The 23,225-nt window shown below is 62.6% G+C and carries 20 protein-coding genes; 12 read left to right on the plus strand and 8 right to left on the minus strand.

Annotated elements, in window-relative coordinates; genetic code table 11:
* The first annotated feature begins 83 nt into the window (after positions 1–83).
* From tssB to D9X30_RS25320, 12 genes are all read left to right on the plus strand, one after another.
* Positions 84–590, plus strand: coding sequence for a type VI secretion system contractile sheath small subunit (gene tssB / locus D9X30_RS25265; RefSeq protein ID WP_153947825.1), 507 nt, complete (start codon positions 84–86; stop codon positions 588–590).
* A 22-nt stretch (positions 591–612) separates the two neighbouring features.
* Positions 613–2,160 (plus strand): type VI secretion system contractile sheath large subunit, encoded by a 1,548-nt coding sequence (tssC, locus tag D9X30_RS25270; protein WP_153947826.1) that lies wholly within the window; start codon positions 613–615, stop codon positions 2,158–2,160.
* Positions 2,161–2,296: 136 nt separating this feature from the next.
* Positions 2,297–3,643: a type VI secretion system baseplate subunit TssK gene (gene tssK / locus D9X30_RS25275; protein ID WP_153947827.1), complete on the plus strand. Its 1,347-nt coding sequence runs from the start codon at positions 2,297–2,299 to the stop codon at positions 3,641–3,643.
* On the plus strand, positions 3,640–4,290 hold the full coding sequence (locus D9X30_RS25280) for a DotU family type IV/VI secretion system protein (RefSeq protein ID WP_153947828.1): 651 nt from the start codon (positions 3,640–3,642) through the stop codon (positions 4,288–4,290). Before tssK ends, D9X30_RS25280 begins: the two co-directional genes overlap by 4 nt.
* A gap of 1 nt (position 4,291) precedes the next feature.
* Entirely contained in the window at positions 4,292–6,016 is a 1,725-nt protein-coding gene (locus D9X30_RS25285) for an OmpA family protein (RefSeq protein ID WP_153947829.1), read from the plus strand.
* Positions 6,017–6,018: 2 nt separating this feature from the next.
* Positions 6,019–6,504 carry an Hcp family type VI secretion system effector gene (locus D9X30_RS25290; protein WP_153947830.1) on the plus strand — a complete coding sequence of 162 codons (486 nt, stop codon included), beginning with the start codon at positions 6,019–6,021 and terminating at the stop codon, positions 6,502–6,504.
* A gap of 76 nt (positions 6,505–6,580) precedes the next feature.
* The gene (gene tssH / locus D9X30_RS25295; RefSeq protein WP_153947831.1) at positions 6,581–9,232 is read left to right on the plus strand and encodes a type VI secretion system ATPase TssH; all 2,652 of its coding nucleotides are present in this window, start codon (positions 6,581–6,583) and stop codon (positions 9,230–9,232) included.
* Positions 9,229–9,657 (plus strand): type VI secretion system baseplate subunit TssE, encoded by a 429-nt coding sequence (gene tssE, locus D9X30_RS25300; protein WP_066733371.1) that lies wholly within the window; start codon positions 9,229–9,231, stop codon positions 9,655–9,657. Before tssH ends, tssE begins: the two co-directional genes overlap by 4 nt.
* A 32-nt stretch (positions 9,658–9,689) precedes the next feature.
* A complete protein-coding gene (locus tag D9X30_RS25305) occupies positions 9,690–11,339 on the plus strand; it encodes a hypothetical protein (RefSeq protein WP_249641085.1) in 1,650 nt (549 codons plus the stop codon).
* A complete protein-coding gene (locus D9X30_RS25310) occupies positions 11,308–12,516 on the plus strand; it encodes a glycoside hydrolase family 19 protein (RefSeq protein WP_249641086.1) in 1,209 nt (402 codons plus the stop codon). The genes D9X30_RS25305 and D9X30_RS25310 overlap by 32 nt, the downstream gene beginning before the upstream one ends.
* Entirely contained in the window at positions 12,500–13,111 is a 612-nt protein-coding gene (locus D9X30_RS25315) for a hypothetical protein (RefSeq protein WP_153945146.1), read from the plus strand. Before D9X30_RS25310 ends, D9X30_RS25315 begins: the two co-directional genes overlap by 17 nt.
* 106 nt (positions 13,112–13,217) lie before the next feature.
* A complete protein-coding gene (locus D9X30_RS25320) occupies positions 13,218–13,655 on the plus strand; it encodes a hypothetical protein (RefSeq protein WP_153945147.1) in 438 nt (145 codons plus the stop codon).
* Positions 13,656–13,730: 75 nt separating this feature from the next.
* Here D9X30_RS25320 and D9X30_RS25325 read toward each other — a convergent pair whose 3' ends face one another.
* The 8 genes from D9X30_RS25325 to D9X30_RS25360 all read right to left on the minus strand — a co-directional run bounded on the left by D9X30_RS25325 (position 13,731) and on the right by D9X30_RS25360 (position 23,042).
* Complete coding sequence (locus D9X30_RS25325; RefSeq protein WP_153945148.1) at positions 13,731–14,558, minus strand: M55 family metallopeptidase; 828 nt, start codon at positions 14,556–14,558, stop codon at positions 13,731–13,733.
* A gap of 11 nt (positions 14,559–14,569) precedes the next feature.
* Complete coding sequence (locus tag D9X30_RS25330) at positions 14,570–15,586, minus strand: DmpA family aminopeptidase (protein WP_153945149.1); 1,017 nt, start codon at positions 15,584–15,586, stop codon at positions 14,570–14,572.
* 4 nt (positions 15,587–15,590) lie between these two features.
* Positions 15,591–16,493 carry a glutathione ABC transporter permease GsiD gene (gene gsiD, locus D9X30_RS25335; RefSeq protein ID WP_153945150.1) on the minus strand — a complete coding sequence of 301 codons (903 nt, stop codon included), beginning with the start codon at positions 16,491–16,493 and terminating at the stop codon, positions 15,591–15,593.
* A gap of 10 nt (positions 16,494–16,503) precedes the next feature.
* Positions 16,504–17,424 carry a glutathione ABC transporter permease GsiC gene (gsiC, locus tag D9X30_RS25340; RefSeq protein ID WP_153945151.1) on the minus strand — a complete coding sequence of 307 codons (921 nt, stop codon included), beginning with the start codon at positions 17,422–17,424 and terminating at the stop codon, positions 16,504–16,506.
* Positions 17,425–17,625: 201 nt separating this feature from the next.
* Positions 17,626–19,176 carry a glutathione ABC transporter substrate-binding protein GsiB gene (gene gsiB, locus D9X30_RS25345; protein WP_153945152.1) on the minus strand — a complete coding sequence of 517 codons (1,551 nt, stop codon included), beginning with the start codon at positions 19,174–19,176 and terminating at the stop codon, positions 17,626–17,628.
* 65 nt (positions 19,177–19,241) lie between these two features.
* A complete protein-coding gene (locus D9X30_RS25350; protein ID WP_153945153.1) occupies positions 19,242–21,134 on the minus strand; it encodes a dipeptide ABC transporter ATP-binding protein in 1,893 nt (630 codons plus the stop codon).
* 1 nt (position 21,135) lies between these two features.
* The gene (locus D9X30_RS25355; protein ID WP_153945154.1) at positions 21,136–22,113 is read right to left on the minus strand and encodes an isoaspartyl peptidase/L-asparaginase family protein; all 978 of its coding nucleotides are present in this window, start codon (positions 22,111–22,113) and stop codon (positions 21,136–21,138) included.
* 26 nt (positions 22,114–22,139) lie between these two features.
* Positions 22,140–23,042, minus strand: coding sequence for a MurR/RpiR family transcriptional regulator (locus D9X30_RS25360; protein ID WP_153945155.1), 903 nt, complete (start codon positions 23,040–23,042; stop codon positions 22,140–22,142).
* Positions 23,043–23,225: the final 183 nt, after the last annotated feature.

Consider the following 23,225-nt stretch of genomic DNA (forward strand, 5'->3'; position numbering starts at 1 on the left):
ACGCCACGGGTTCGCGCACCGGATGCGGCTGCACACCGGCCGGACGAACACCAATCGATTGCAGTGCAACAGGAAATCAGACAATGGCTGAAAGCTTCCAGAACGAAGTGCCGAAGGCGCGGGTCAACATCAAGCTCGACCTGCACACCGGCGGGGCGCAGAAGAAGGTCGAGTTGCCGCTAAAACTGTTGGTCCTGGGCGACTACGGAAACGGGCGAGACACCCGCTCGCTGGCCGAACGCGAAAAGGTATCCATCAACAAGAACAACTTCGATGCGGTGCTTGCCGATTTCAATCCAAGGGCGCGCATCGCAGTGGAAAACACCCTGTCCGACGACGGGTCGGAGCTTCCCGTCGATCTCGATTTCCGCTCGATGGACGATTTCAAGCCCGAAGCCGTCGCGAGCCGCGTGCCTGAGCTGCGCGCGCTGATGGCGGCGCGCAACCTGCTGCGCGACCTCAAATCCAATTTGCTCGACAACGCCACGTTCCGCCGGGAACTGGAGAAGATTCTCAAGGACCCTGCCCTTTCCGAACGGCTAAGAGCCGACCTGCAGGGAATTACGCAGGACAGACCCGCCACCCACTGAACGGCCCTCGAGGAGATATTTCATGTCGAAGCAAGAAATCGGGGCCGCACAAGGCCAGCCCCAAGCGCAAGCCGTCCTTGATGGCGCGACCAGGAGCGTCTACGAATCCCTGTGCGAGAAGATCAATCTGACACCAGTAACCAGTACGCGTCCGGTCGAATCCTTCGAATGCGCCGACGCCCTTTCGGACTCCTCGCTTGACGAACGCGTCACGCAAGCCATGAGCGTTTTCCTGAAAATGATTCAGGAATCGGCCCAGCAAGTGGATCGGCTCGACAAGAGCCTGCTCGACTTCCATATTGCCAAGCTTGACGCCCAGATCAGCCGCCAGCTGGATGCGATCATGCACCACGAGGCGTTCCAGGAAATTGAATCAGCGTGGCGCGGTCTGAAGTTTCTGGTGGATCGCACCGATTTCCGCAAGAACGTCAAGATCGAGGTACTCGATGTTTCGAAGGATGCGCTAAGGCAGGACTTCGAAGATACGCCAGAAGTTATCCAGAGCGGCCTATACCTGCACACATATATTCGCGAATACGACACCCCCGGTGGCGAACCGATCGGCTCGATCATTTCGAACTATGCGTTTGATCGCGGCGCGCAGGATATCGCACTGCTCCGCAATATTGCGAAGGTCTCTGCGGCCGCGCACATGCCATTCATCGGCACGGTGTCTCCGCAGTTCTTCGGTAAGGAATCGATGGAGGAAGTTGCCAGCATCCGCGATATCGGCAACTACTTCGATCGCGCCGAGTACCTGAAATGGAAGAGTTTTCGCGACTCGGACGACGCTCGCTATATCGGCCTGACGTTGCCGCGCTTTCTGGCACGCCTGCCATATGGGCCCGAAACCGTGCCGGTGCGCGCGTTCAACTATACCGAAGCCGTCAAAGGCCCGGACCATCGCCGCTACCTGTGGGCCAACGCGTCGTTCGCCTTTGCCGCGAACATGGTGCGCAGCTTCGTCAGAAATGGCTGGTGTGTGCAAATCCGTGGACCGCAGGCCGGGGGCCTCGTGGAAAATCTGCCAATCCATCTCTATGACCTGGGTACTGGCAACCAGGCCAAGATTCCGACCGAGGTGTTGATTCCGGAAACACGCGAGTTCGAGTTCGCCAATCTGGGCTTTATCCCGCTCTCCTACTACAAGAATCATGATTTCGCGTGCTTTTTCTCCGCGCACTCCGCGCAGAAGCCGGCGCTCTACGAGACGCGTGAAGCGACGGCAAACAGCCGGGTCAACGCGCGTTTGCCGTACATCTTCCTGCTTTCGCGCATCGCTCATTATTTGAAGCTGATCCAGCGCGAAAACATCGGCACGACAAAGGACCGCCGCGTTCTGGAGCTTGAACTCAATACTTGGATCAAGACCCTGGTGACGGAAATGACCGATCCGGGCGACGAGCTCCAGGCTTCGCATCCGCTGCGCGAGGCCAAGGTTGTCGTCGAGGATATCGAGGACAACCCGGGATTCTTCCGCGTCAAGCTCTTCATCGTGCCGCATTTCCAGATTGAAGGGATGGATATCAACCTGTCATTGGTCTCGCAAATGCCGAAGGCGAAGAATTGATCCATTGAAGCCGGGGCACCACGCCCCGCCTCGTGCATCGAAGGCTGTCGTGCCGGGGATTCTTGTTCCCTCGCACGACAGAGTTTCCTGCTGGCCGGCGGTCGGCCAGGTAGGCCCACGGTAATTACCGATCGACATGAAGATTTGCAGACCATTGTGGACGCAGGGGATTTTCATGACTCCCCAACATTTTCAACAGCAGGCATTGTGGGAGCGTCATGTTGACGAGCAGGTTGCACGGATTGCCAGTCCTGATCCCTGGGGTGTCATCCGTGTTGAGCTCGACGAGCAGGCCCTCAGCGTTGACCGGCTGAGTCTCGACACCCTGACGGTGCGGATGCCGGAGGGCACGCTTCTGGATACCGACACGGCAGATGTCCTGCCTTCGCCGCGCGACCTTGGCGTGGTGCCTGACGGGGCCGATAGCGTCATCGTCACAATCGGCCTGCCATTGTTCGACGCACAAGGCGGTAACTGCATCGAGGAAGGCGCTCCCCCCACGCGGCCGCGTCGTTTTCTGCGAGAGTACCGGGCCCTTGCCGACCTGCTCGGCGATGGCCAGGAGGAAGTCAGCGTGGAACGGCATGCGCTTTCCCTGCTTTTTGATTTCGAGGAGGCTACCGATTTCGTTACCTGCCCGATCGCGCGTCTGGTCCGTACGACGCGAGGGCATTTCGAGGTTGATCACACCTTTGTGCCGCCGTGTCTGTTCCTGTCCGCCAGCAAACGACTGACGGAGCGTATTCATCGGCTAACGGAAATTCTCGCGGCAAAGAGCGCGAGCCTCGCGGTACGTCGACGGGAACGCTCAGACCAGATTGCCGACTTCGCCGTGGCGGACGTGGCGTTGTTCTGGCTCTTGCACAGTGTCAATGGCACCTGGCCAGAGTTGGCGCGCCTTTCCGCCGCCCCGCAGCAGCACCCGGAGCACCTCTATCGTGTGCTGGCCAGGCTAGCCGGTTCGCTGTTGACCTTCTCCACGACGGAAACGCTTGCCGCCATACCTGCCTACCATCACCGCGCGCCCGAAGCGGCGTTTGCTACGCTGGAAGCGTTGATCCGACGGCTGCTTGATTCGGTCATTCCGACGCGTGTAGTGCCGATTGCACTGGAACGAACGCGCCCGACGATCTGGGTCGGTCAGCTCAACGACCAGCGGCTTGTCGAGGGTGCCGATTACTACCTTTCCGTGCAAGCCACCGTCCCGGCTCACACGCTACTTGAGCAGATGCCCCGCCTGTGCAAGGCCGGTGCGCCCGACGAAGTCGAACAAATCATCAATTCCGCCCTCCAGGGCATCCCGTTGCAGCCGTCGGCAAGGCTGCCGCCTGCCATCCCCGTGCGAATCGAGAACCAGTACTTCGCGCTGGACAGTTCGCACCCCGCCTTCTCCCGGATGCTCGACGCGCGGGCATGCCAGTTCTACGTCCCGGCCTCGTTGCCGGATGTCTCCCTTGAGCTTTTTGCGGTGCTGCCGGCATGACAACATTGCCCACTGTTCTTCCATTGGCCTTGCGCGATACCGCGCTGACGGTGACCGAGCTCGCCCAGGGGGCAAGGCCAGCCGACACTTTCGAATCGTTTCGCGCCACCTGCCTGGGGCACATTGCCGACCTGAAGGCAGAATTCGAGGCAGCGGGACAGCCGTCGCCAGTCATTGCGGATGCCGCCTACGCGCTGTGCGCCCTGTTCGACGAGATCGCCCTGCGTCATCTTTCCGAAGCGGCGCGTGAGGCCTGGGAGCGGGAACCCCTTCAGGTCCGTGAGTTTCAGAGCTACGACGCAGGCGACGCCTTGATTGCGCGCATCGAGCAGAGACTTGCCGAGCCGCAACCCGTCGTACCCTTGCTACTGGTTTTCTATACGGTCATGGGGCTCGGCTTCCGCGGACGATTCGCCCTGGATGACAGCCCATCCCGTGAGCAGCTGATAGGCGCGATCGATGCGCAGCTGGAACGAGCGGGCTTGCGAAAGCACGTCGGCCCCATGGTCATCACCGCGGGCAAGGAACACCGCCGGTGGAACATGCCGCCCCTCGCCTGGGTGGCCGTTGCACTGGCTGCGGCGGGCCTGATCTACATCGCGCTGGATCGCTGGCTGGATTCATCCATCGCCAGGCTGTCTGCTTGAGATGCCGATTGTGAAAGGCTACCCCTATCGCGCTGTCGCCATTTGGGTGATGTTGCTTGCGCTGGCCTGGCTGGCGTTCTGGTCTCCGTGGTCCGATACCTGGAACGCGTTTCTCGGTCTCGCCGCTGTTCTGGCCGCGGTCGCCTTGTGCTGGGTGTCGCGCCATCTGAGCACCCGAGCGGCACCATCACAGGCCGCATTGCAATCGATCGCCACATCCCTGGATGGCTTGCCTGGTCACGTCCGTCGCACGGTTCCGCTGGTTCTGACGCTAGGCGATTCTGCACTGGCTTCGGCCTTCGGAGACGATCCGATCAGGATCACCGGCGATGCCGTCTGGGTGCGCGTCGAACATGCAACCGACCTGGCCGGGCTGGCTGTCGCGCTTCGGCATTGGCGTGAAGGCCAAGGGCCGGACGCCGTCGCATGGCTGGTGGCTGCCGACCAGCATGCCGACTTCCCGGAGTTGTCCGGCTATCTGCGGCGCTGGCACGCCGTCATTGCCGAGGCGGGACGCGCGCTCGGCTACCCGTTGCCGGTATGCCTTGCCATCTATGCAGCGGACGCCGGCGGGCCACCCGACGCGTGTCCATGGTTCGGGGTATCGGGGCGTGAGATTGAGAGCGGGGACACCCTGTGCGAACACCTGGCCACGGGGCTGACGGCATACCCGCAGGTCGCGACGCCGTTGGACCGCGAAAAGCGCATGCATCGCGCCGCGCGCCTCGGCGCCGTCGCCCGCTGGGCCGCCGACGTGGTGTTGCCAGTCGCGCGCGAAGGCGCCGATCCAGGCTCGCACGTCAGTCCATTGAAGCTCACTGGCTTTGGCGTGACAGCAGTATCCGGACCCCAAGGCGTGGACTCGCATTTCGGCACATTCGTTTCGGAAAAGACCGGCTTGCTATCCACCGCCCGCACTGCGCCAGAGACACCGTACCCTCTTCCGGCGCCGATGCTGGCCGGTATCCCGACCCAGCGGCCACAGCCTGTCCTGCCCCGTGCGTTGGCGCACGCCTTTGTCTGGCTGGTGCTTGCCTTCTGCGCAGCCGCAGCCGCTTCGGCCTGGCAAAACCGGGCGCTCGTGGCGCGCGTGACAGAGGACATGTCCCGTTATCGCCAGGTGCCCCCCGAACATGATGCCGCCCGGGTCGACGCCTTGCTGACGCTCAAGCGCCATCGCGACGTACTCGAGGGCTATCAGGTCCATGGCGTGCCGCCCCGGCTCGGGCTCGGATTCTACCGTGGCACGCCGTTGCTGTCGCCGATCCACGCGCTGATTGCCGCCTACAGCCCGCCGGCGGCGCCGCCGTCAACGATCGAACTCGACAGCCTGTCGCTGTTCCAGAGCGGCTCGGCCAAGTTGAATCCTGGCGCCAATCGCGCGCTAGTCGCGGCAGTGACAATGATCCAGGCAAATCCCGACAAACGCGTGCTCGTCGCGGGCCATACGGACTCCGTCGGCAACGCCGGATCGAACCTGCGGCTATCGGAAGCCCGGGCGGCATCGGTCCGTGACTGGCTGTCCGATGCCGCGGGAATGCCCGTGACCCACTTTGCCATCCAGGGTTATGGCGATAGCCGACCCAAGGCATCCAACGACACCGCCGCCGGACGGGCGGCGAATCGTCGCGTTGAAATCACACTTGTCACAGACTGTCGCGAAATAGCGCGCGGCAGTTCTGCAATCCCTGGCCTTTCGGCCTGTTCATTCCAGCAAAAGGAGTAGCAATGGCAATTCCCGCATACATGTGGATCAAGGACGACGGCGGCGCCGACATCAAAGGCTCCGTGACGGTATCTGGCCGGGAAGGCAGCGTCGAGATCGTCGCCTTCGAGCATGGCGTCCATATCCCGACCGACTCGAATACGGGAAAGCTGACCGGCACGCGCGTCCACCGCCCCATTCAGTTCACCAAGGAGACCGACGCGGCGACGCCCTATCTCTACAAGGCCGTCACGAGCGGGCAGACGCTGAAATCGGTCGAAATCAAGTGGTACCGGATCGACGACGCCGGCAAGGAAAAAGAGTACTTCAACACGACGCTGGAAAGCGTCAAGGTGGTCGGCGTCACGCCGAAGATGCTCGACATCAAGAACCCTGCCTTCGAAAAGCACAACCACCTCGAGGAGATCGAACTGCGCTACGAGAAGATCACCTGGTCGTACAAGGACGGCAACATCATCCACGCCGATAGCTGGAATGAACGTGCCTGAAGCCGGCGCGTGACCGTTGGCCGGTGCCTCGCACCGGCCATTTTCCGCATCGACCCGACACACCACGATCTGCGACATGACCTCCCGCGACTACACACCGTTCTTGCGCCGCCTTGACGAACTTAGCGCCCAGGCACTGACAGAAGCAGCCTGCCTGTGTGAAACACGCGCACATCGCAATATCGAAGTCGAACACTGGCTGATCGCACTGCTCGAGCCCGGCGACAACGATTTGCCGAGAGTACTGCGTCGCCACGGTGTCAATGTCGACGCCATCCGAAACGGCCTGCTGGACTATATAGAGCGCCTGCCGTGCGACCTGCGCGGGAAACCGGGCGTGTCAGCGCGTCTTGGTCGATGGATGGAGGCAGCCTGGCTTCGGGCATCGCTGGACGGATCGTCATCGCTCGGGACAATCCATCTGCTGTCCGCCCTCTCGGAGCATCCCAGCTTATTGCGCGCCCCCGACGCGTGGCCCTTGCTGACCGCCCCGATCGCGCATATCGACAATTGCCTGCCCAACCTGGCCGTATCCTCTGCCAGCACCGAAGATATCGCGCCGCGCGCGCCGGCCGTGGACCAGCCAGGGCAGCAAGAAGCACTGGCCCGCTTCACCATGGACCTGACCCGCAAGGCGCGTGACGGGCAGATCGACCCTGTGTTCGGCCGCGAGGCGGAAATCCGCCTGATGATTGAAATCCTGGCGCGCCGCCGTAAGAACAATCCGATTCTGGTCGGCGAACCGGGTGTCGGCAAGACGGCCCTGGTCGAAGGTCTGGCACTCAGGATCGCCAACGGCGATGTGCCCGCAGCGATCCGCGATGTCGCCGTGCTCGCGCTCGATCTGGGCCTGCTGCAGGCTGGCGCAGGTGTCAAGGGTGAGTTCGAGCACCGGCTCAGGAGCGTCATCGACGCGGTGCAGCAATCCCCCACACCGATCCTGCTATTTATCGATGAGGCGCACACGCTGATCGGCGCTGGCAACAACGCCGGTGCCGCCGATGCGGCCAATCTTCTCAAGCCCGCCCTGGCGCGCGGCGAACTCCGGACCATCGCCGCCACCACGTGGTCCGAATACAAGCAGTACTTCGAACGCGATGCGGCGTTGGAGCGGCGCTTCCAGATGGTCAAGGTCGACGAGCCCGATGACGACAATGCGTGCGTGATGCTGCGCGGGCTCAAGGACCGCTATGCGCGCCACCACGGCGTACATATTACCGACGCCGCCGTGGGCGCGGCGGTCCGGCTGTCGCGCCGCTATCTAAGCGGGCGCCAACTGCCGGACAAGGCGGTCGACCTGATCGATACGGCCGCTGCCCGGGTGCGCATGAGCCAGCAATCCACGCCAGCCCCGCTTCAGGCGTGTGACGCCGAACGGTCGTCGCTCGAGCTTGAACGTGCCGCGCTGCACGACGATCACGCCATGACCGGCAGCGGGGACGCGGCGCGGCTGGCATCGATCGACGCACGCCTGGCAGAACTGGACAGCCTGAAGGCGGAGCTTGGCGACGCCTACACCGGGCAACGGCTTGCGGCGGATGCCTTGGCCACCCTCCGCGAACAATGGCGTGTTGCCACGGGTACGTCGACCCGCAGCCAGCTGGTGCCCGGCATGCAGGCAGCGCGCGCGAGGCTCGTACAAGACAGTAGCAAGCCCTTGATTCACGCTGAAGTCGACGAACAGGCCATCGCCCAGGTCATCGCCGACTGGACTGGAGTGCCGATGGATACCCTGCTCTCCGGCGAAGGGGCAACCTTGCTCGATATCGAAGCGCGCCTGGGCCGCATCGTGGTCGGCCAGCACGAGGCGCTCGCCGCGCTGGGCAAGAGCCTGCGAGCTGCGAAGGCGGGCCTGCGCTCGGAAACGTCGCCGCTTGGCGTATTCCTGCTGGTCGGGCCTTCCGGCGTCGGCAAGACCGAGACCGCGCGGGCACTGGCCGACCTGATGTTCGCCGGCGAGAGATCATTGATCACCATCAACCTGTCTGAATATCAGGAGGCCCACACCGTTTCGCAACTGAAGGGATCGCCGCCGGGCTATGTTGGCTACGGTGAAGGCGGCGTACTGACGGAGGCCGTGCGTCAGCGGCCCTATAGCGTGATCCTGCTGGACGAAGTCGAAAAAGCCCACCGGGATGTGCTGACCCTGTTCTACCAGGTCTTTGATCGCGGATGCATGCGTGACGGCGAGGGTCGGGAGATCGACTTCCGCAACACGGTCATCATCATGACCTCGAACCTCGGCAGTGAAGACATCCTCGCCGCCACGCAAACCTGCAGTGAAGCGGACAGCGAGCCCGACGGCGCCGCGCTGTTGGCACGTCTACGCCCGGTTCTGGTCCGGCATTTCCAGCCTGCATTGCTGGCGCGATTTCAGACCATCGTATTTCGGCCACTTTCCGCAGAAGCCATGGCATCGATTGTTCGAATGAAACTCGATAAGGTGGCGCGGCGCGTCGAGCGCCGCTTTGGCGTGCCGCTGCACTGCGACGAAGAACTGGCAAAGGAACTGGTGCGGGCGTGCCTGCTGCCTGATTCGGGGGCACGCAACATCGACAGCCTGCTGGATCAGCAGATCTTGCCCGTCCTCGCGCGCGAGTTGCTGATGCACGCGGACACGCGCCAGCGGTTGCAGGCGGTGCGACTGTCGTTTTCCGAGGAAGACGGCATTGGCATCGCCTTCGACACATCCGAGACTGCCCCTTCCACGACTGGCACCCCCACATGACACACGGCGGACCTGGCCTCTTCGAAGCCATCACCGGCTTCTTCGCGAATGGCGTCGCCATTGATGAATTTGATCCCGCCACCCAGACTTTTCTGTCGGTACAGGACAACATCCAGCGCATTCTCAACAGCCGGCGTGGCTGCCTGGCCCATCTGCCCGACTACGGTCTCGGCGATCTATCGCTGATCTACCGCCATCTGCCCGCCTCGGCACACATTCTCAAGCGGGAGATCGAGACAACGCTGCTGCGCTATGAGCCGCGGCTGAAGTCCATCGACATTGCTCTCGAAGTGCCCGAATCCGGCATGTTGCTGAGCTTTGTGATGACGTGCCAACTGCAGAAGACGGGATTGGTGCGCTATGGGACGCATTTCATGCCTGATGGTAAGACCCGGCTCACCCTTCTGAAAGCCTCCCCGGATTGATCGGGGCTACGAACGGCCTCTCGAACACGAGTATGTCAACGAATACACCTCCCAATGCCACAGCCGTTTTGCCGCCCCCACTGAAACCCCTCCGCTTCACCTTCCCCCTGCGAAAAAAGGCTGCAAAGGAAGGCGCGCCCGGCGTCGAGATCACCGACGAGCACGAGTTCCACCGCCTGCTCCGACTCGAGCCCGGCGGCGCCTTTGCCGTCAGCGCCCACGGCATGTGGCACGGCGGCATCCATATCACCGAAGCTGGCGCTGGCCAGTTCCTCGACCTGACCGGCGGCGTGCTGGCGATGGCCGACGGCGAGGTCGTCGCGTGGCGACTTGATCGAACCTGTCCGGTGACAGAACTTCCCGGCGATGGCCAGCAGTCCGCCATCCAGGCTTGCTACAGCACGGGTTTCGCGCTGGTGCGCCACAAGATGGAGTTTCCGCGCGGGACCTGGCTGACCTTCTACAGCCTGTACATGCACCTGCAGGATCTGGCTGGCTACGAGAACAAGAAGACGTTGTCCCGCCCGGCCCATTGGTCGCCGGAGTTCAAGGTCACGACGTTCGCCCGGGATCGGCAACGCCCCAGGCCCGGCGTGCGCGGTGCGCCCGCCGAGCAGAAGGGCCTGCGCGTGCGGTCCGCACGGGCCGGCGGCACGACGCTTGGCATCCTGCCGCAGGGCACACAGTTCAGTATCAGCGAGCGCACTGGCAACTGGGGAAAGATCGCACGCAGCGGTCCGCCGATTCCGGCCCGCGCTGGAGACTTCGTGGCGCCAGATGCTGCGGTCGGCGGCTGGGTATTTCTTGGGCGCGAGAATGGTGGACAGGTGTTCGAGGAATTCATACCCGACACCGCGCTCGACTGCATAGTCGTTCCTCCAAAACCGATCAAGGTCAAAGCGGGCCAGTTGCTCGGCCACCTCGGCCGGTACGACTCGCTCGGCAACGCAGTGCCGACCCGAATGGTCCATATCGAGATCTTCTGTGGCGACGAAATCAAGGTATTCCTGCAGACGAGCCGGGCCTGGATCCAGGAACACTCGCCGCACACCGCGCGCTGGAAGGCACTTGGATTGCCTGCCGAACCCACCCTGCTGCGTATCGACAGGCGAACAAAGCTCTATAAGGCGGCCCATCAGGAGGGAAAGGACGCTCCGCGCACCGATGTCGTCCTAATGCTGTCGCTAGCGGAACTGGGTCGGCGAAAGGAACACAAGTTCACGGAGACGAGCCCTGGCGCGGACAACCTGAAGCTCAACTGGTGGAAAGTGCATAGCGCCAACATGCTTGGCAACGAAATCAGCGGCTGGGTACGAGAACAGAATTTCGCGGGCGGTCGCGTCACGCGCGAGTATCCGCAGGATTGGGTGGATTTCCAGCCCATCGAGGGCGCGCATGACCCCGCCCATACGCTATGCGCCAAATCAAAAGCGTACGTCGACTATGCCTGCGACAAAGACATGCCGGCCACCGCTGCGCTGGACAAACTAAGTCCGCTAATGAAAAGCGTCTATCAGGCAATTTGCCCCGGCAGTAACGGCGACCGCGCCATCGACGAGCTATGCGTGGCTTGGCAACGAAATCAGCGGCTGGGTACGAGAACAGAATTTCGCGGGCGGTCGCGTCACGCGCGAGTATCCGCAGGATTGGGTGGATTTCCAGCCCATCGAGGGCGCGCATGACCCCGCCCATACGCTATGCGCCAAATCAAAAGCGTACGTCGACTATGCCTGCGACAAAGACATGCCGGCCACCGCTGCGCTGGACAAACTAAGTCCGCTAATGAAAAGCGTCTATCAGGCAATTTGCCCCGGCAGTAACGGCGACCGCGCCATCGACGAGCTATGCGTGGCCGCGAAAGACAGATGGCAGTCGCTGCGTGCATCGCGCCTGATTATCCGACACGAAAGCGAATGGGCCAACCCGTCCAAATGGAAATCGCTGACCGCGGAACTCGAAAAGGAAACGGGTGCGAATGCCCAGTACGCAGCCGAGCAACGGCGTATCGAGAAACTGGTGTGGTGGGAGGAGGTCAAGGCAAAGCTGCCTGATTTACCCGGCCCGGCAGTGTTTCATATGCATCCGGTGGGGATGGTGGGGAACTTTCAGGCGAAACATCCGTTAATAACGATCGAAATGCTTGCTGCGGCCAACCCATCAGGGTCAACCACTTATCATGAGAGCCTACTCGCGCATCTCAATACGTTCGCCGAAAAATACAATGTCACAACACCAAAAAGAATCGCACATTTTCTATCGCAAATCGAAGCAGAAAGCAAATTTAGGAATGTCGAAGAAAATCTGTTTTACAATTCGCAAAACATGAAAGTGATTTTTGGATGCAAACCAAAACCACGTGGCGCGAGTGCCCCAGCGGCTACAATCTCCGAAAATGACGTTGAATGCAATTACGGAAAACTTCGACCGAAGCTTTGGTCAGAAACTGACTTTTATGAAAACAATCCGGAAAACCTGGCAAATTACGTCTATGAAAACAGGTATGAAAATGGCGCAGAATCAACCGGAGATGGATATCGATATCGAGGAAGGGGCCTTATTCAGACAACTTTCAAGGCGAACTATAGGGTTCTTACCGAAGAACACAATCGTAGGTTTCCGGATGACCCACAAGATTTCGTAGCCCATCCAGATCTGATTCTCACCAACCTGGCATATGGCATCGAGTCTGCATTTGTTTACTGGACCGTTACTCGCAATATTAACCCAATAGCGGACACGGGAGACGTTGCGACCGTATCCCGATTCGTGAATGGAGGAACACATGGAATCGCGGCAAGAAGGGCATCATATAACCGCCTTGCTCTCTTACTGGATCTTTCGAGTGATCCTGGCCAATAAGGCGGCCTTCCAAAGAGGCTTACTGCTCGTCGCATGTGTTGCATTTTGCACACCAGCCTCCTCACTTGACAACGAAAAATCAAGCGCCGCCGCTTGCCCTGAAATTTCCAAAAAAAATCAAACGTTTTCCGCAAAGAAACTAGAAAGAGATAGCATCATAGCTATCGAGGGAAATAATTCCAGTTCCAGCCAACTTGTATTTTATAGGAACGAAGGCGATTATTGTCGCAGACAGAAAATAGCCGTCTATCGCTGGGAGGGCGGCCCTCCCAGCGTGGATTCTTTGTTCTTCGAAGAGATAGCGGGAAAGATGAATCTAATTACAATAGTCCGCTGGACAATAAATCATCGCGGGCTCGGAACATTTGGAAACCTCTACCAAGTTAGCGCTTATCAAATGGATTCCGCAGGCACAGTCATTGAAAATAACGATTTTCTGCGAATGGGCCAGTGGACCGGGATTGACGGATATTCTGAGCACGAAGAGTCATCCTTTCCCTTTCGCACGGCTGCCGCCGTCAGAAAATATCTCAGAAGCATTAAAATAAACAGATCGAAGCCAGATGCGAATCAGTCAAACGGACAGCTCGGCTAACACATCCTTGGCGTTTGATATGAACAAAAAGGAGACAAACAACCGCAAATTTCTGAAAGAACTGGCTTAATCGCGTGGATAACTGCATATCTCATGGACTGCCGATATGAAAGTTACCATCCTGATTGCCACGACATTTCTTTATTTGGCTCCCACAATTACTCATGCATTTTGCTTCCAAGGCACATGCGATTGGGCGGAAGCCCCGGGCACCAGATCGTTCTCGATCACGTTGAAGCAAAATGAAGAGCGGATCCACGGACGGTGCTGTGCAATCGCACAAAGCGGAGCACGAATCGACTGCGAAGTGGACGATTTGGACAATATTCACGGAGAAATCGACGCATCGGGCAGAGCCGCGATTCTCGACTTCGCATCCTTCTTCGACGCACAGCGCGGTCGCGCAACCCTAAAGGCAGCCGACGAAAAGGTTCTCTGGACAGTCGAAATTGAACCCATTGGCGGCGACTACTTTGCAACCAGGAATGCGATCCTGCAAAGAAGGCCTGTAGTGTCTCCTGGAAATGAATGCCGCTTTAATTAGTCGCGAGCAAAGAAAAAGCCGGTCAAAGTAGGCAAGCCGCGACACCGGTTCGATATCCGAAACTCCGATCACCCTCTACTTCAACATAAACGCCATCGCCGAACAGCAATTCAGCATCCGCACTGCCCCCTGTACCGTCGGTGCTGTGAACGAAAGCGTTACGCCGTCCACGCGCTCGAATGTGGGCCATTGGCAGAACAGGTCGGCGTGGGCCGTGGTCAGGGTCTGCAGGCGGCAGGTTACCGGGCCGGACAGTTCGAAGCAGCGGGCTTCGGGGTGGGCGATGGCCTGGCGGGTGACCGCTTCGGCGGCCTGGGCGATGGCGTCGCGGGCGGCGGCGGGGGACAGCGTCGTGCCGCTGCCCTGCCCGCCGGCCGTCTTGGTCTGCACGTAGCGCACCCAGGGCATCAGCGGCCGGGTTTCGGCGATGAAGACGTCGTCGCCGCTGGCCATCAGCACGGGGACGTCGAATTCGCCGGCCAATGCGGCGTAGATGCCGGCCTCGCCCAGTTCCAGCCCGTTGAACCAGACGCGCGCGAACGCGCCGCTATTGATGGTGTGCGCCAGCACGCCACGGCTCTGGGCGCGGCCGTGGTAGCCGATCATGAACACGCCGTCGCAGTCCTGCTCGACGCCGGCCATCATGCTCAGGTAGCGCGGCTTGCCCAGCACCAGTTCGGCGCGCGGGTCGATCTGCTCGGGCAGCAGATTTCGAAAGCCGCCGTGCGAATCGTTGACCAGCACTTCGGTCGCGCCGCCGGCGAACGCGCCTTGCACGGCGGCATTGGCTTCTGCGGTCATCCAGGCGCGGGCGCGTTCGTATTCGCCATTGCCGGCACGCGTTTGCTCGGCGTGGAATACGCCGGCCACGCCTTCGATATCAGCGGAAATCAGGATCTTCATGGATTCGGGCTTTACAGCAGGTCTTGCAGCAGCTCACGCAGCGCGCGGCGGGTATGGCCGTCGCGGCCTTGCACGGTTTCGGCGTGCCAAAGCGCGTGGACGATAGCCTGTTCGACGCTGTCGGCCGCGGCGCGGAACAGCGGGTCCAGTTTCGATTCGTGCATCATCGGCACGGCCGGCATCGGCGCATCGCCCAGGTGCGGTACGGTATAGGCCGTCGAGAAGGCCAATGCGATATCGCCCGATCCATGGCCGTAGATCGAACCGGTTCGCGCCAGCCCCGTGCCGGCGCGCATCGACAGGCGGCGCAGCTGGCGCGCGTCCAGCGGGGCGTCGGTCGCCACGATCATGATGATCGAACCCTTCTCGGGCTCCGCCGGTTGCTTCAGGCGGGCGTTGAGTTCGGCGCCCAGGGGGCGGCCAGCAAGGATCAGCGATTCCGGCGTACCGAAGTTCGACAGCACCAGCGCCCCGACCGTATAGCCGCCAGCCAGGCGCGATGCCGTGCCGATGCCGCCTTTCGCACCGAACGACGACATGCCGCGCCCTGCGCCGACAGCGCCTTGTGCGACGTCCGCGCCCGCCGTGGCCAGGGCCGCGTCGTAGTGCTGGCCCTGCACGGCCATCGCCTGGATATCGTTCAGATAGCCGTCATTGCATTCGAATACCAGCGGATTGACGGTGGGCCACTTGCGCCCGATCTCGGGATTTGACGCAATCGCGTGACGGATCTGCGCCTGCGCCAGCGTGCCGACAGAGAACGTGTTGGTCAACGCAATGGGCGTTTCCAGCACGCCGAGTTCGTCCACCTGTACCAGCCCGATGCTCTTGCCGAAGCCATTGAAGACGGTGGCGGCAGCGGGCACCTTGTCGGTGTAGACATTCCCCGCGTGCGGGCGGATCACGGTTGCGCCGGTCTGACAGGCGCCGTCGGCCAGCGTGCAGTGGCCGACGGAGACGCCCGCCACATCGGTCATGGCATTGCGCGGGCCGGCCGGCAGGCTGCCGACGATGGGAGCGTTGGCCATGGAATCAGCGACGGTCGATCTTCGGGTCCAGCGCGTCACGCAGGCCGTCGCCAAGCAGGTTGAATGCCAGCACCGTCAGGAAGATCGCCAGGCTCGGGAAGATGGCCACGTGCGGCGCGGTCACCATGTCGGCGCGCGCCTGGCTCAGCATCGCACCCCATTCCGGCGTGGGCGGCTGTGCGCCGAGGCCGATGAACGACAGGCCCGCGGCCGTGATGATCGACGTACCGATCCGCATCGAGAAATAGACCACGATCGACGACACGGTGCCCGGCAGGATGTGGCGCATCAGGATGGTCCAGTCGGACGCCCCGATACTGCGCGCCGCCTCCACATAGGTCAGGCGCTTGAGCATCAGCGTATTGCCGCGCACCAGGCGGGCAAACGCGGGCACGCTGAATACGGCCACGGCCATGATCACATTGACCATGCCATTGCCCAGGATGGCCACGATGGCGATGGCCAGCAGGATGCCGGGAAAGGCGAACAGCACGTCGCAGATGCGCGTGACGATGCGGTCCCACCAGCCTTCGTAATAGCCGGCCAGCAGACCCAGCAGCGTGCCGATGATGGCGCCGATCACCACCGAGAACACGCCGGCGGCCAGCGAAATGCGCGTGCCGGCCAGGATGCGGCTGAAGATGTCGCGGCCCAGCGAATCGACGCCCATCCAGTGGGCGGCCGACGGGCCGGCGTTCAGCGCGTCGTAGTCGAAGTAGTTCTCGGGGTCGTACGGCACGATGTGGGGCGCCAGGATGGCGATCACCACCAGCAGCAGCACGAAGACGCCGGCAACCAGCGCCAGATGCTGCTTGCGGAACTTGCGCCAGAACTCGGTCCAGGGCGTGCGGACGGCTTCGGCGGCCGAAGCTGGCGTGACGGTGGCGGACGTGGAAAGCTCGGTCATGTCAGCCTCCTTACTTGTAGCGGATGGTGGGGTTGATCACGGTGTACAGCAGGTCCACCACCAGATTGATCAGGATGAATTCCAGCGAGAACAGCAGCACTTCGGCCTGGATCACGGGGTAGTCGCGCATTTCCACGGCATCCACCAGCAGGCGGCCCAGGCCCGGCCAGTTGAACACCATCTCCACCAGGATCGAGCCGCCCAGCAGGAAGCCGAACTGCAGGCCCATCATCGTCACCACCGGGATCATGGCGTTACGCAGCGCGTGCTTGATCACCACCACGGTCTCGCGCACGCCCTTGGCGCGCGCGGTGCGCACGAAGTCTTCCTGCAGCACCTCGATGAACGACGCGCGCGTGAACCGCGCCATCACGGCGGCCACGGCGGCGCCGAGCGTCAGCGACGGCAGGATGTAGTGCTTCCAGCTGTCGGCCCCGATTGACGGCAGCCAGCCCAGCTGCACCGAGAAGATTTCCATCAGCAGCATGCCCAGCGCAAAGGCCGGGAACGAAATGCCCGAGACGGCCAGCGTCATGCCCAGGCGGTCGGGCCACTGGTTGCGCCATACGGCCGAACTGATGCCGATGGCCATGCCGAAAATCACCGCCCAGACCATCGACGTGACGGTCAGGTACAGCGTCGGCAGGAAGCGTTCACTGATTTCCTGCGAAACCGGGCGCTTGGAGCGCAGCGATGTACCGAACTCTCCCTGCAGCGCATTCGTGAAGAAGCGCACGAACTGCTCGTGCATCGGGCGGTCGAGCCCCAGGTCCTTGCGGACCAGTTCGACAGTGGCCTGATCGGCTTCCGGGCCTGCGGCCAGCCGCGCCGGATCGCCGGGCAGCAGGTGGACGAACAGGAATACCAGCACTGCCACAAGCAGCATCGTCGGTATGACGCCCAGAAATCGTTTGAGGAAGTAATTCAGCATCCTGACACCAGAAAACCAGAAATTTGAGACCGATGGCCGCCCGCCCTTTCACCCCGCATACACGGGCAGGCGGCCTCCCGGCTTACCGCATTTATCAACAGCTTGTTATGCACTGCTTACCGCGACTGCTACCACTTCTACTGCACCAGCTACCCTCTCCCGCGTGCGAGAGAGGGGAAAAAAAGTCAGTCAACCCCAGGCTTACTGCTTGATGTCGATCTCGTCGAAGTTGAACGAGCCGTCAGGCATCACGTAGGCACCGGTCAGGCGCTTGGCACGGGCGTACAGGATCTTCTCGGTGACCAGGAAGGCCCACGGCGCGTCGTTCCAGATGCGTTGCTGGGCATCCTTGTACAGCTTGGCCTTCTCGGCACGATCGGTCGTGCGCAGCGCGCCGGCGATGTCGGCATCCACCTGGTCGTTCTTGTAGTACGCCGTGTTCAGCAGCTTCGGCGGCATCGATTCCGACGCCAGCAGCGGACGCAGCGCCCAGTCCGACTCACCGGTCGACGACGACCAGCCGACGTAGTACATGCGCACGCCGGCTTCTTCCGGCTTCTGCACCGATTCCACCCGCTCCACGCGCTGGCCGGCTTCCAGGGCCAGCACCTGGGCCTTGATGCCCACCTGCTGCAGCTGCTGCTGCACGAACTGGATCACCTTCTGCGCGGTGGTGTGGTTATAGGCCGACCACAGCGTGGTCTCGAAACCGTTCGGGTAGCCGGCTTCCTTCAGCAGTTCGCGTGCCTTGGCCGGGTTGTACGGCCACGGGCCCAGCTTCTCGGCGTAGTCCACGCCATGCGGCACCACGCCGTCGGCCGGCACCGCGTGCCCGGCGAAGGCCACCTTGGCCAGTGCTTCCTTGTTGATGGCGTAGTTGATGGCCTGGCGCACCTTCGGGTCGTTGAACGGCTTCACCGTCGTGTTCAGCGACAGATAACGCTGGATGATCGACGGCGAATCGATCAGGTCCACCTTCGGGCTGGCCTTGAGCACGGCGGCCTGCTCGAACGGAATGCTGAACGCGAAGTCAGCCTCGCCCGTCTGCATCACGGCCGAACGCGTGTTGTTGTCCACCACCGGCTTCCACGTGATCGAGTCGATCTTCGGGTAGCCCGTCTTCCAGTAGCCGGCAAACTTCTTGCCCTTCAGGTAGTCGGTCTGCTTCCACTCCACGAACTCGAACGGGCCGGTGCCCACCGGGTGGAAGGCGATTTCCTTGCCGTACTTCTTCAGCGCGGTCGGGCTGATCATCACGGCCGACGGGTGGGCCAGCACGTTGATGAACGGCGAGAACGGCTCCTTGAGCGTCACGCGGGCGGTGTACGGGTCAACCACCTCGGTCTTGGCCACGCGGTTGAACAGCGTGTAACGCTTGAGCTTGTTGGCCGGATCGGTCACGCGGTCCAGGTTGGCCTTGACGGCCGTGGCATCGAACGTGGTGCCGTCGTGGAACTTGATGTTCTTCTTCAGCTTGAACGTGTAGACCAGGCCGTCCTTGCTGACGTCATAGCTTTCGGCCAGCACGTTGACCAGCTTCAGGTCCTTGTCGAAGCCGAACAGGCCCTGGTAGAACGATTTGGTGGCGGCCTGCGACAGCGTGTCGTTGGCGTCGTACGGGTCGAGCGTGGTGAACGTCGAATACACGGCCATCACCGCATCCTTGGCGGCAAAGGCCGGCGCGGCGGCCAGCATACCCATGGCGCCGACTGCGGCAGCACCGGCCATCAGCCGGAAAGAAACCTTGGACATCTCTTCTCCTCTATCGGGAAAGCAGGAATACAGGGGATACAGCGACTTCGGTACTACGGAATTGGTCAATAGGCGCCGCCGATGGCGTGCCGCGCCACGAAGTGGCCGTGCGCGCCACTGCCGGCCACGGCCACCAGCGGCTGCACCACGGGTTCGTCGCCGACCATGCGGATCGGGCTCGGAATCTCGTCGTTCAGCGGTTCGCGCTTCAGATGGCGACGCGCGGGGTCCGCAATCGGCACCGCCGACATCAGCTTCTTCGTATAAGGATGCTGAGGGTTTTCGAAGATGGCGCGGCGCGGGCCGATCTCGACAATCTGGCCCAGGTACATCACCGCCACGCGGTGGCTCACGCGCTCCACCACAGCCATGTCGTGCGAAATGAACAGGAAGGCCACGCCCAGTTCGCGCTGCAGGTCGAGCATCAGGTTGACGATCTGCGCCTGGATCGACACATCCAGCGCCGACACCGACTCGTCGGCCACCACCACCTTGGGGTTCAGCGCCAGAGCGCGGGCGATGCAGATACGCTGCCGCTGGCCGCCCGAGAACTCGTGCGGATAACGCGACGCATGCGCCGCCGTCAGGCCCACCTTTTCCAGCAGCCAGGCCACGCGGGCCTCGGCTTCCTTGCCGCTGGCCACCTTGTGCACCAGCAGCGGCTCCATGATCGAGTAGCCCACCGGGACGCGCGGGTCCAGCGACGCAAACGGGTCCTGGAAGATGAACTGGATATTGCGGCGCAGCGCCTGCAGCGCCGGACCCTGCATCTTGCTGATGTTCTGGCCCGCGAATTCGATCGTGCCGCTCTGGGCATCGACCAGGCGCAGCAACGAACGGCCCGTGGTGGATTTGCCGCAGCCCGATTCGCCCACCAGCGCCAGCGTTTCGCCGGGATAGAGGTCGAAACTGACCTGCTCCACGGCATGCACGCGGCGCGTGACCTTGCCGAACAGGCCGCCCGGCACGTCGAAGCGCGTGACCAGGTCGCGCACGCGCAGGATCGGCGCGGCGCCCGCCGGCACCGTATCCTGCGGCACTTCCTTGACCGGGGTGGCGCCGTCGCTCACCTGCACCAGCGGGAAGCGGGCCGGCAGGTCCGTGCCCGACATCGCGCCGAGCTTGGGCACGGCCGACAGCAGCGCGCGCGTGTACGGATGGGCCGGCGCGTGGAACACGTCGTCGGACGTGCCCTCTTCCACCTTCTCGCCGCGATACATCACCAGCACGCGGTCGGCCACCTCGGCCACCACGCCCATGTCGTGGGTGATAAAGACCACGCCCATGTCCATTTCGGCCTGCAGGTTGCGGATCAGCTGCAGGATTTCGGCCTGGATCGTCACGTCCAGCGCCGTGGTCGGCTCGTCGGCAATCAGCAGCGCCGGCTTGCAAGACAGCGCCATGGCGATCATCACGCGCTGGCGCATGCCGCCCGACAGCTGGTGCGGAAAGCGGTCCAGCACGCGGCGTGCCTCGGGAATGCGTACCAGTTCCAGCATGCGCAGCGCCTCGGCACGTGCCGCGGCCTTGCCCTTGCCCTGGTGCAGGCGGATCGATTCGGCAATTTGCTCGCCCACCGGGAACACCGGATTGAGCGACGTCATCGGCTCCTGGAAGATCATCGCCACGTCGGCGCCCCGCACGCTGCGCAGCCGCGCTTCCGTGGAGTTGACCAGGTCCAGCACCTCGCCCGAACGGCGGCGCAGCAGCATGCTGCCGTTGGCGATCTTGCCGCCGCCGTGCTCCACCAGGCGCATCAGCGCCAGCGACGTCACCGACTTGCCCGAGCCCGATTCGCCCACCACGGCCAGCGTTTCGCCGCGATCCACATGGAAGGACAGGTTGCGCACCGCCTCGACTGTGCGTTCGGAGGTGGAAAAGCGCACCGTCAGGTTGTCCACCACCACCGCGCGTTCGGGCGGCAGCACGATGCCGTGCTTGGAAACAGTATTCTGCATATCAGCCGTAAATCCAGACGTTGACCGGTTCGCCGACGCGGGCCAGGCCGCGATACATGCCTTCGGTGTTGAACGGCAGCGTCACGTTGCCCGCGCGATCGACCGCGATCAGGCCGCCGCGGCCATGGATGGCCGGCAGCTTCTCCATGACCACGCGGCGCGCCGATTCCTCCAGCGACAAACCCGCATAGCGCATCTGCGCCGACACGTCGAACGCCGCCGCCGTGCGGATGAACATCTCGCCGGTGCCCGTGGCCGACACGGCCGCCACGTCATCGGCATAGCAGCCGGCGCCCAGCACCGGCGTATCGCCCACGCGGCCCACCTGCTTGTTGGTCACGCCGCCGGTGGACGTTGCCGCGGCCAGGTTGCCGTTGGCATCGCAGGCCACCGCGCCGACCGTACCGAACTTCTTGTCCGCATCGAGCGGGTCGGCCTTGCCTTCCTGCGCGGCCCTGGCGGCCAGCGCGGCGGCATCGTGATCCAGCAGCGCCATGCCGGTGGTGCCCTGGGCGCGCTGCCACTGATCGTAGCGGGCCTGCGTGAAGTAGTATTCCGGCGCCACCAGCTCCAGTCCTTGCGCTTCGGCAAAAGCCTCGGCCCCTTCGCCGGCAAACAGCACATGCTCGCTCTTTTCCAGCACGGCGCGCGCGGCCAGCACCGGATTGCGCAGGCGCTTGACGCAGGCCACGGCGCCGGCGTTCAGCGTGGCGCCATCCATGACCGATGCATCGAGCTCGTAAGTGCCGGCGTGCGTCAGCACGGCGCCCTTGCCGGCATTGAACAGCGGGCATTCTTCGAGCAGGCGCACGGCTTCGGTCACGGCGTCCAGCGCGCTGCCGCCTTCGGCCAGCACGCGCTGGCCGGCCAGCAGCACCTGTTCCAGCGCGGTGGTGTATTCGCGTTCGCGGTTGGCGTCCATGGCCGCACGGGTAATCGTGCCGGCGCCGCCGTGGATGGCGATAACAGCTTGAGGCATAGGTCCTTCTACTTCCCTTCTTGACTTCAGTCTGAGGATTTCTGCGTGCCGCGGTCGTCGCGCACACCGGGCGCGCCGTACAGCCACGGCAGCAGGAATTCGGTCATCTCGGCCGCCGCCTTCACCGCGCGCACGGACCGGTAGGACACCGCCCCGCACAGCGCCTCGATCAGCGCCAGCACCGTGGCTTCCGAATTGGCGGACAGGCGGTTGCCGGCATTGGCGTAGAGCGAAATATCGGCCAGCGGCGCCAGCGGCGAGGTCGGGCCATCGGTCAGCGCCAGCAGCCGGCCGCCGTGCGCCTTCACGCGCTGGGCCAGCTTCATCGAATCGGTCACATAGCGCGGAAAGGCAATGCAGACCACCAGGTCCTTCGGCGTCAGCTTGAACAGTTGCCGCGCCGCGTGCGAGGCGCCGCCCACCGTCGACACCGAGGTCACCATCCGGCAGTGCATTTCCAGCCCGTGCTGCATCAGGCCGGCCAGGTAACCGCTGGCGCCGAAGCCCATCACGTAGACGCGCTCGGCTTCCAGGATGGCATCGACGGCCCGCTCGATCGATTCCGGATCGAGGTTGCGGCGCGTGGATTCCAGGTTGCGGGCACCGTCCTCCAGCGAGGCGGCAAACACGTCGGCCACCGTGCTCGGGCGCGCCAGTTCGTCGCGCAGCCGTTCCACCGGCGCCAGCGTGGCCTCGAATCCGCGCACCAGTTCGGCGCGAAACTGCGGATAGCCCTCGAAGCCCAGGGCCTTGGCGAAGCGGTTGGCGGTGGCTACCGACACTTCCACGGCCGTGGCGAATTCGTCGATCCGCATCGTGGCCGCGCGAAACAGGTTGTCCAGCAGGTAGTTCGCCATGCGCTGGTGCGCGGGCGTCAGTGTGGGCAAGGCGCGAGCGATGCGTTCGGAAATCGTCTGGCCGCTGGACATGTGAGGACGTCGGGGTGAAGGTTGGCACCGCCTTGAAGCATCGCCAACGGCACTGGCGACGCGCCGGCAATGAAAAGGCACTTTCGCAGTGCAGCAAGCAATGTAAATAAATTTACACGCAAATGGCGTGCCCGCAATGACCTAAGTGGTCGAATACGGGAAATCCCTCAATACATGGAAGCG

Origin of the sequence: Cupriavidus sp. U2 (assembly GCF_009663685.2) — a bacterium.
GTDB classification, from domain to species: Bacteria; Pseudomonadota; Gammaproteobacteria; order Burkholderiales; family Burkholderiaceae; genus Cupriavidus; species Cupriavidus necator_C.

Coding starts and splice junctions, on each gene's coding strand:
- tssB (WP_153947825.1), top strand. CDS start 84: ATGGCTGAAAGCTTCCAGAACGAAGTGCCGAAGGCGCGGGTCAACATC.
- tssC (WP_153947826.1), top strand. CDS start 613: ATGTCGAAGCAAGAAATCGGGGCCGCACAAGGCCAGCCCCAAGCGCAA.
- tssK (WP_153947827.1), top strand. CDS start 2,297: ATGAAGATTTGCAGACCATTGTGGACGCAGGGGATTTTCATGACTCCC.
- D9X30_RS25280 (WP_153947828.1), top strand. CDS start 3,640: ATGACAACATTGCCCACTGTTCTTCCATTGGCCTTGCGCGATACCGCG.
- D9X30_RS25285 (WP_153947829.1), top strand. CDS start 4,292: ATGCCGATTGTGAAAGGCTACCCCTATCGCGCTGTCGCCATTTGGGTG.
- D9X30_RS25290 (WP_153947830.1), top strand. CDS start 6,019: ATGGCAATTCCCGCATACATGTGGATCAAGGACGACGGCGGCGCCGAC.
- tssH (WP_153947831.1), top strand. CDS start 6,581: ATGACCTCCCGCGACTACACACCGTTCTTGCGCCGCCTTGACGAACTT.
- tssE (WP_066733371.1), top strand. CDS start 9,229: ATGACACACGGCGGACCTGGCCTCTTCGAAGCCATCACCGGCTTCTTC.
- D9X30_RS25305 (WP_249641085.1), top strand. CDS start 9,690: ATGTCAACGAATACACCTCCCAATGCCACAGCCGTTTTGCCGCCCCCA.
- D9X30_RS25320 (WP_153945147.1), top strand. CDS start 13,218: ATGAAAGTTACCATCCTGATTGCCACGACATTTCTTTATTTGGCTCCC.
- D9X30_RS25325 (WP_153945148.1), bottom strand. CDS start 14,558: ATGAAGATCCTGATTTCCGCTGATATCGAAGGCGTGGCCGGCGTATTC.
- D9X30_RS25330 (WP_153945149.1), bottom strand. CDS start 15,586: ATGGCCAACGCTCCCATCGTCGGCAGCCTGCCGGCCGGCCCGCGCAAT.
- gsiD (WP_153945150.1), bottom strand. CDS start 16,493: ATGACCGAGCTTTCCACGTCCGCCACCGTCACGCCAGCTTCGGCCGCC.
- gsiC (WP_153945151.1), bottom strand. CDS start 17,424: ATGCTGAATTACTTCCTCAAACGATTTCTGGGCGTCATACCGACGATG.
- gsiB (WP_153945152.1), bottom strand. CDS start 19,176: ATGTCCAAGGTTTCTTTCCGGCTGATGGCCGGTGCTGCCGCAGTCGGC.
- D9X30_RS25350 (WP_153945153.1), bottom strand. CDS start 21,134: ATGCAGAATACTGTTTCCAAGCACGGCATCGTGCTGCCGCCCGAACGC.
- D9X30_RS25355 (WP_153945154.1), bottom strand. CDS start 22,113: ATGCCTCAAGCTGTTATCGCCATCCACGGCGGCGCCGGCACGATTACC.
- D9X30_RS25360 (WP_153945155.1), bottom strand. CDS start 23,042: ATGTCCAGCGGCCAGACGATTTCCGAACGCATCGCTCGCGCCTTGCCC.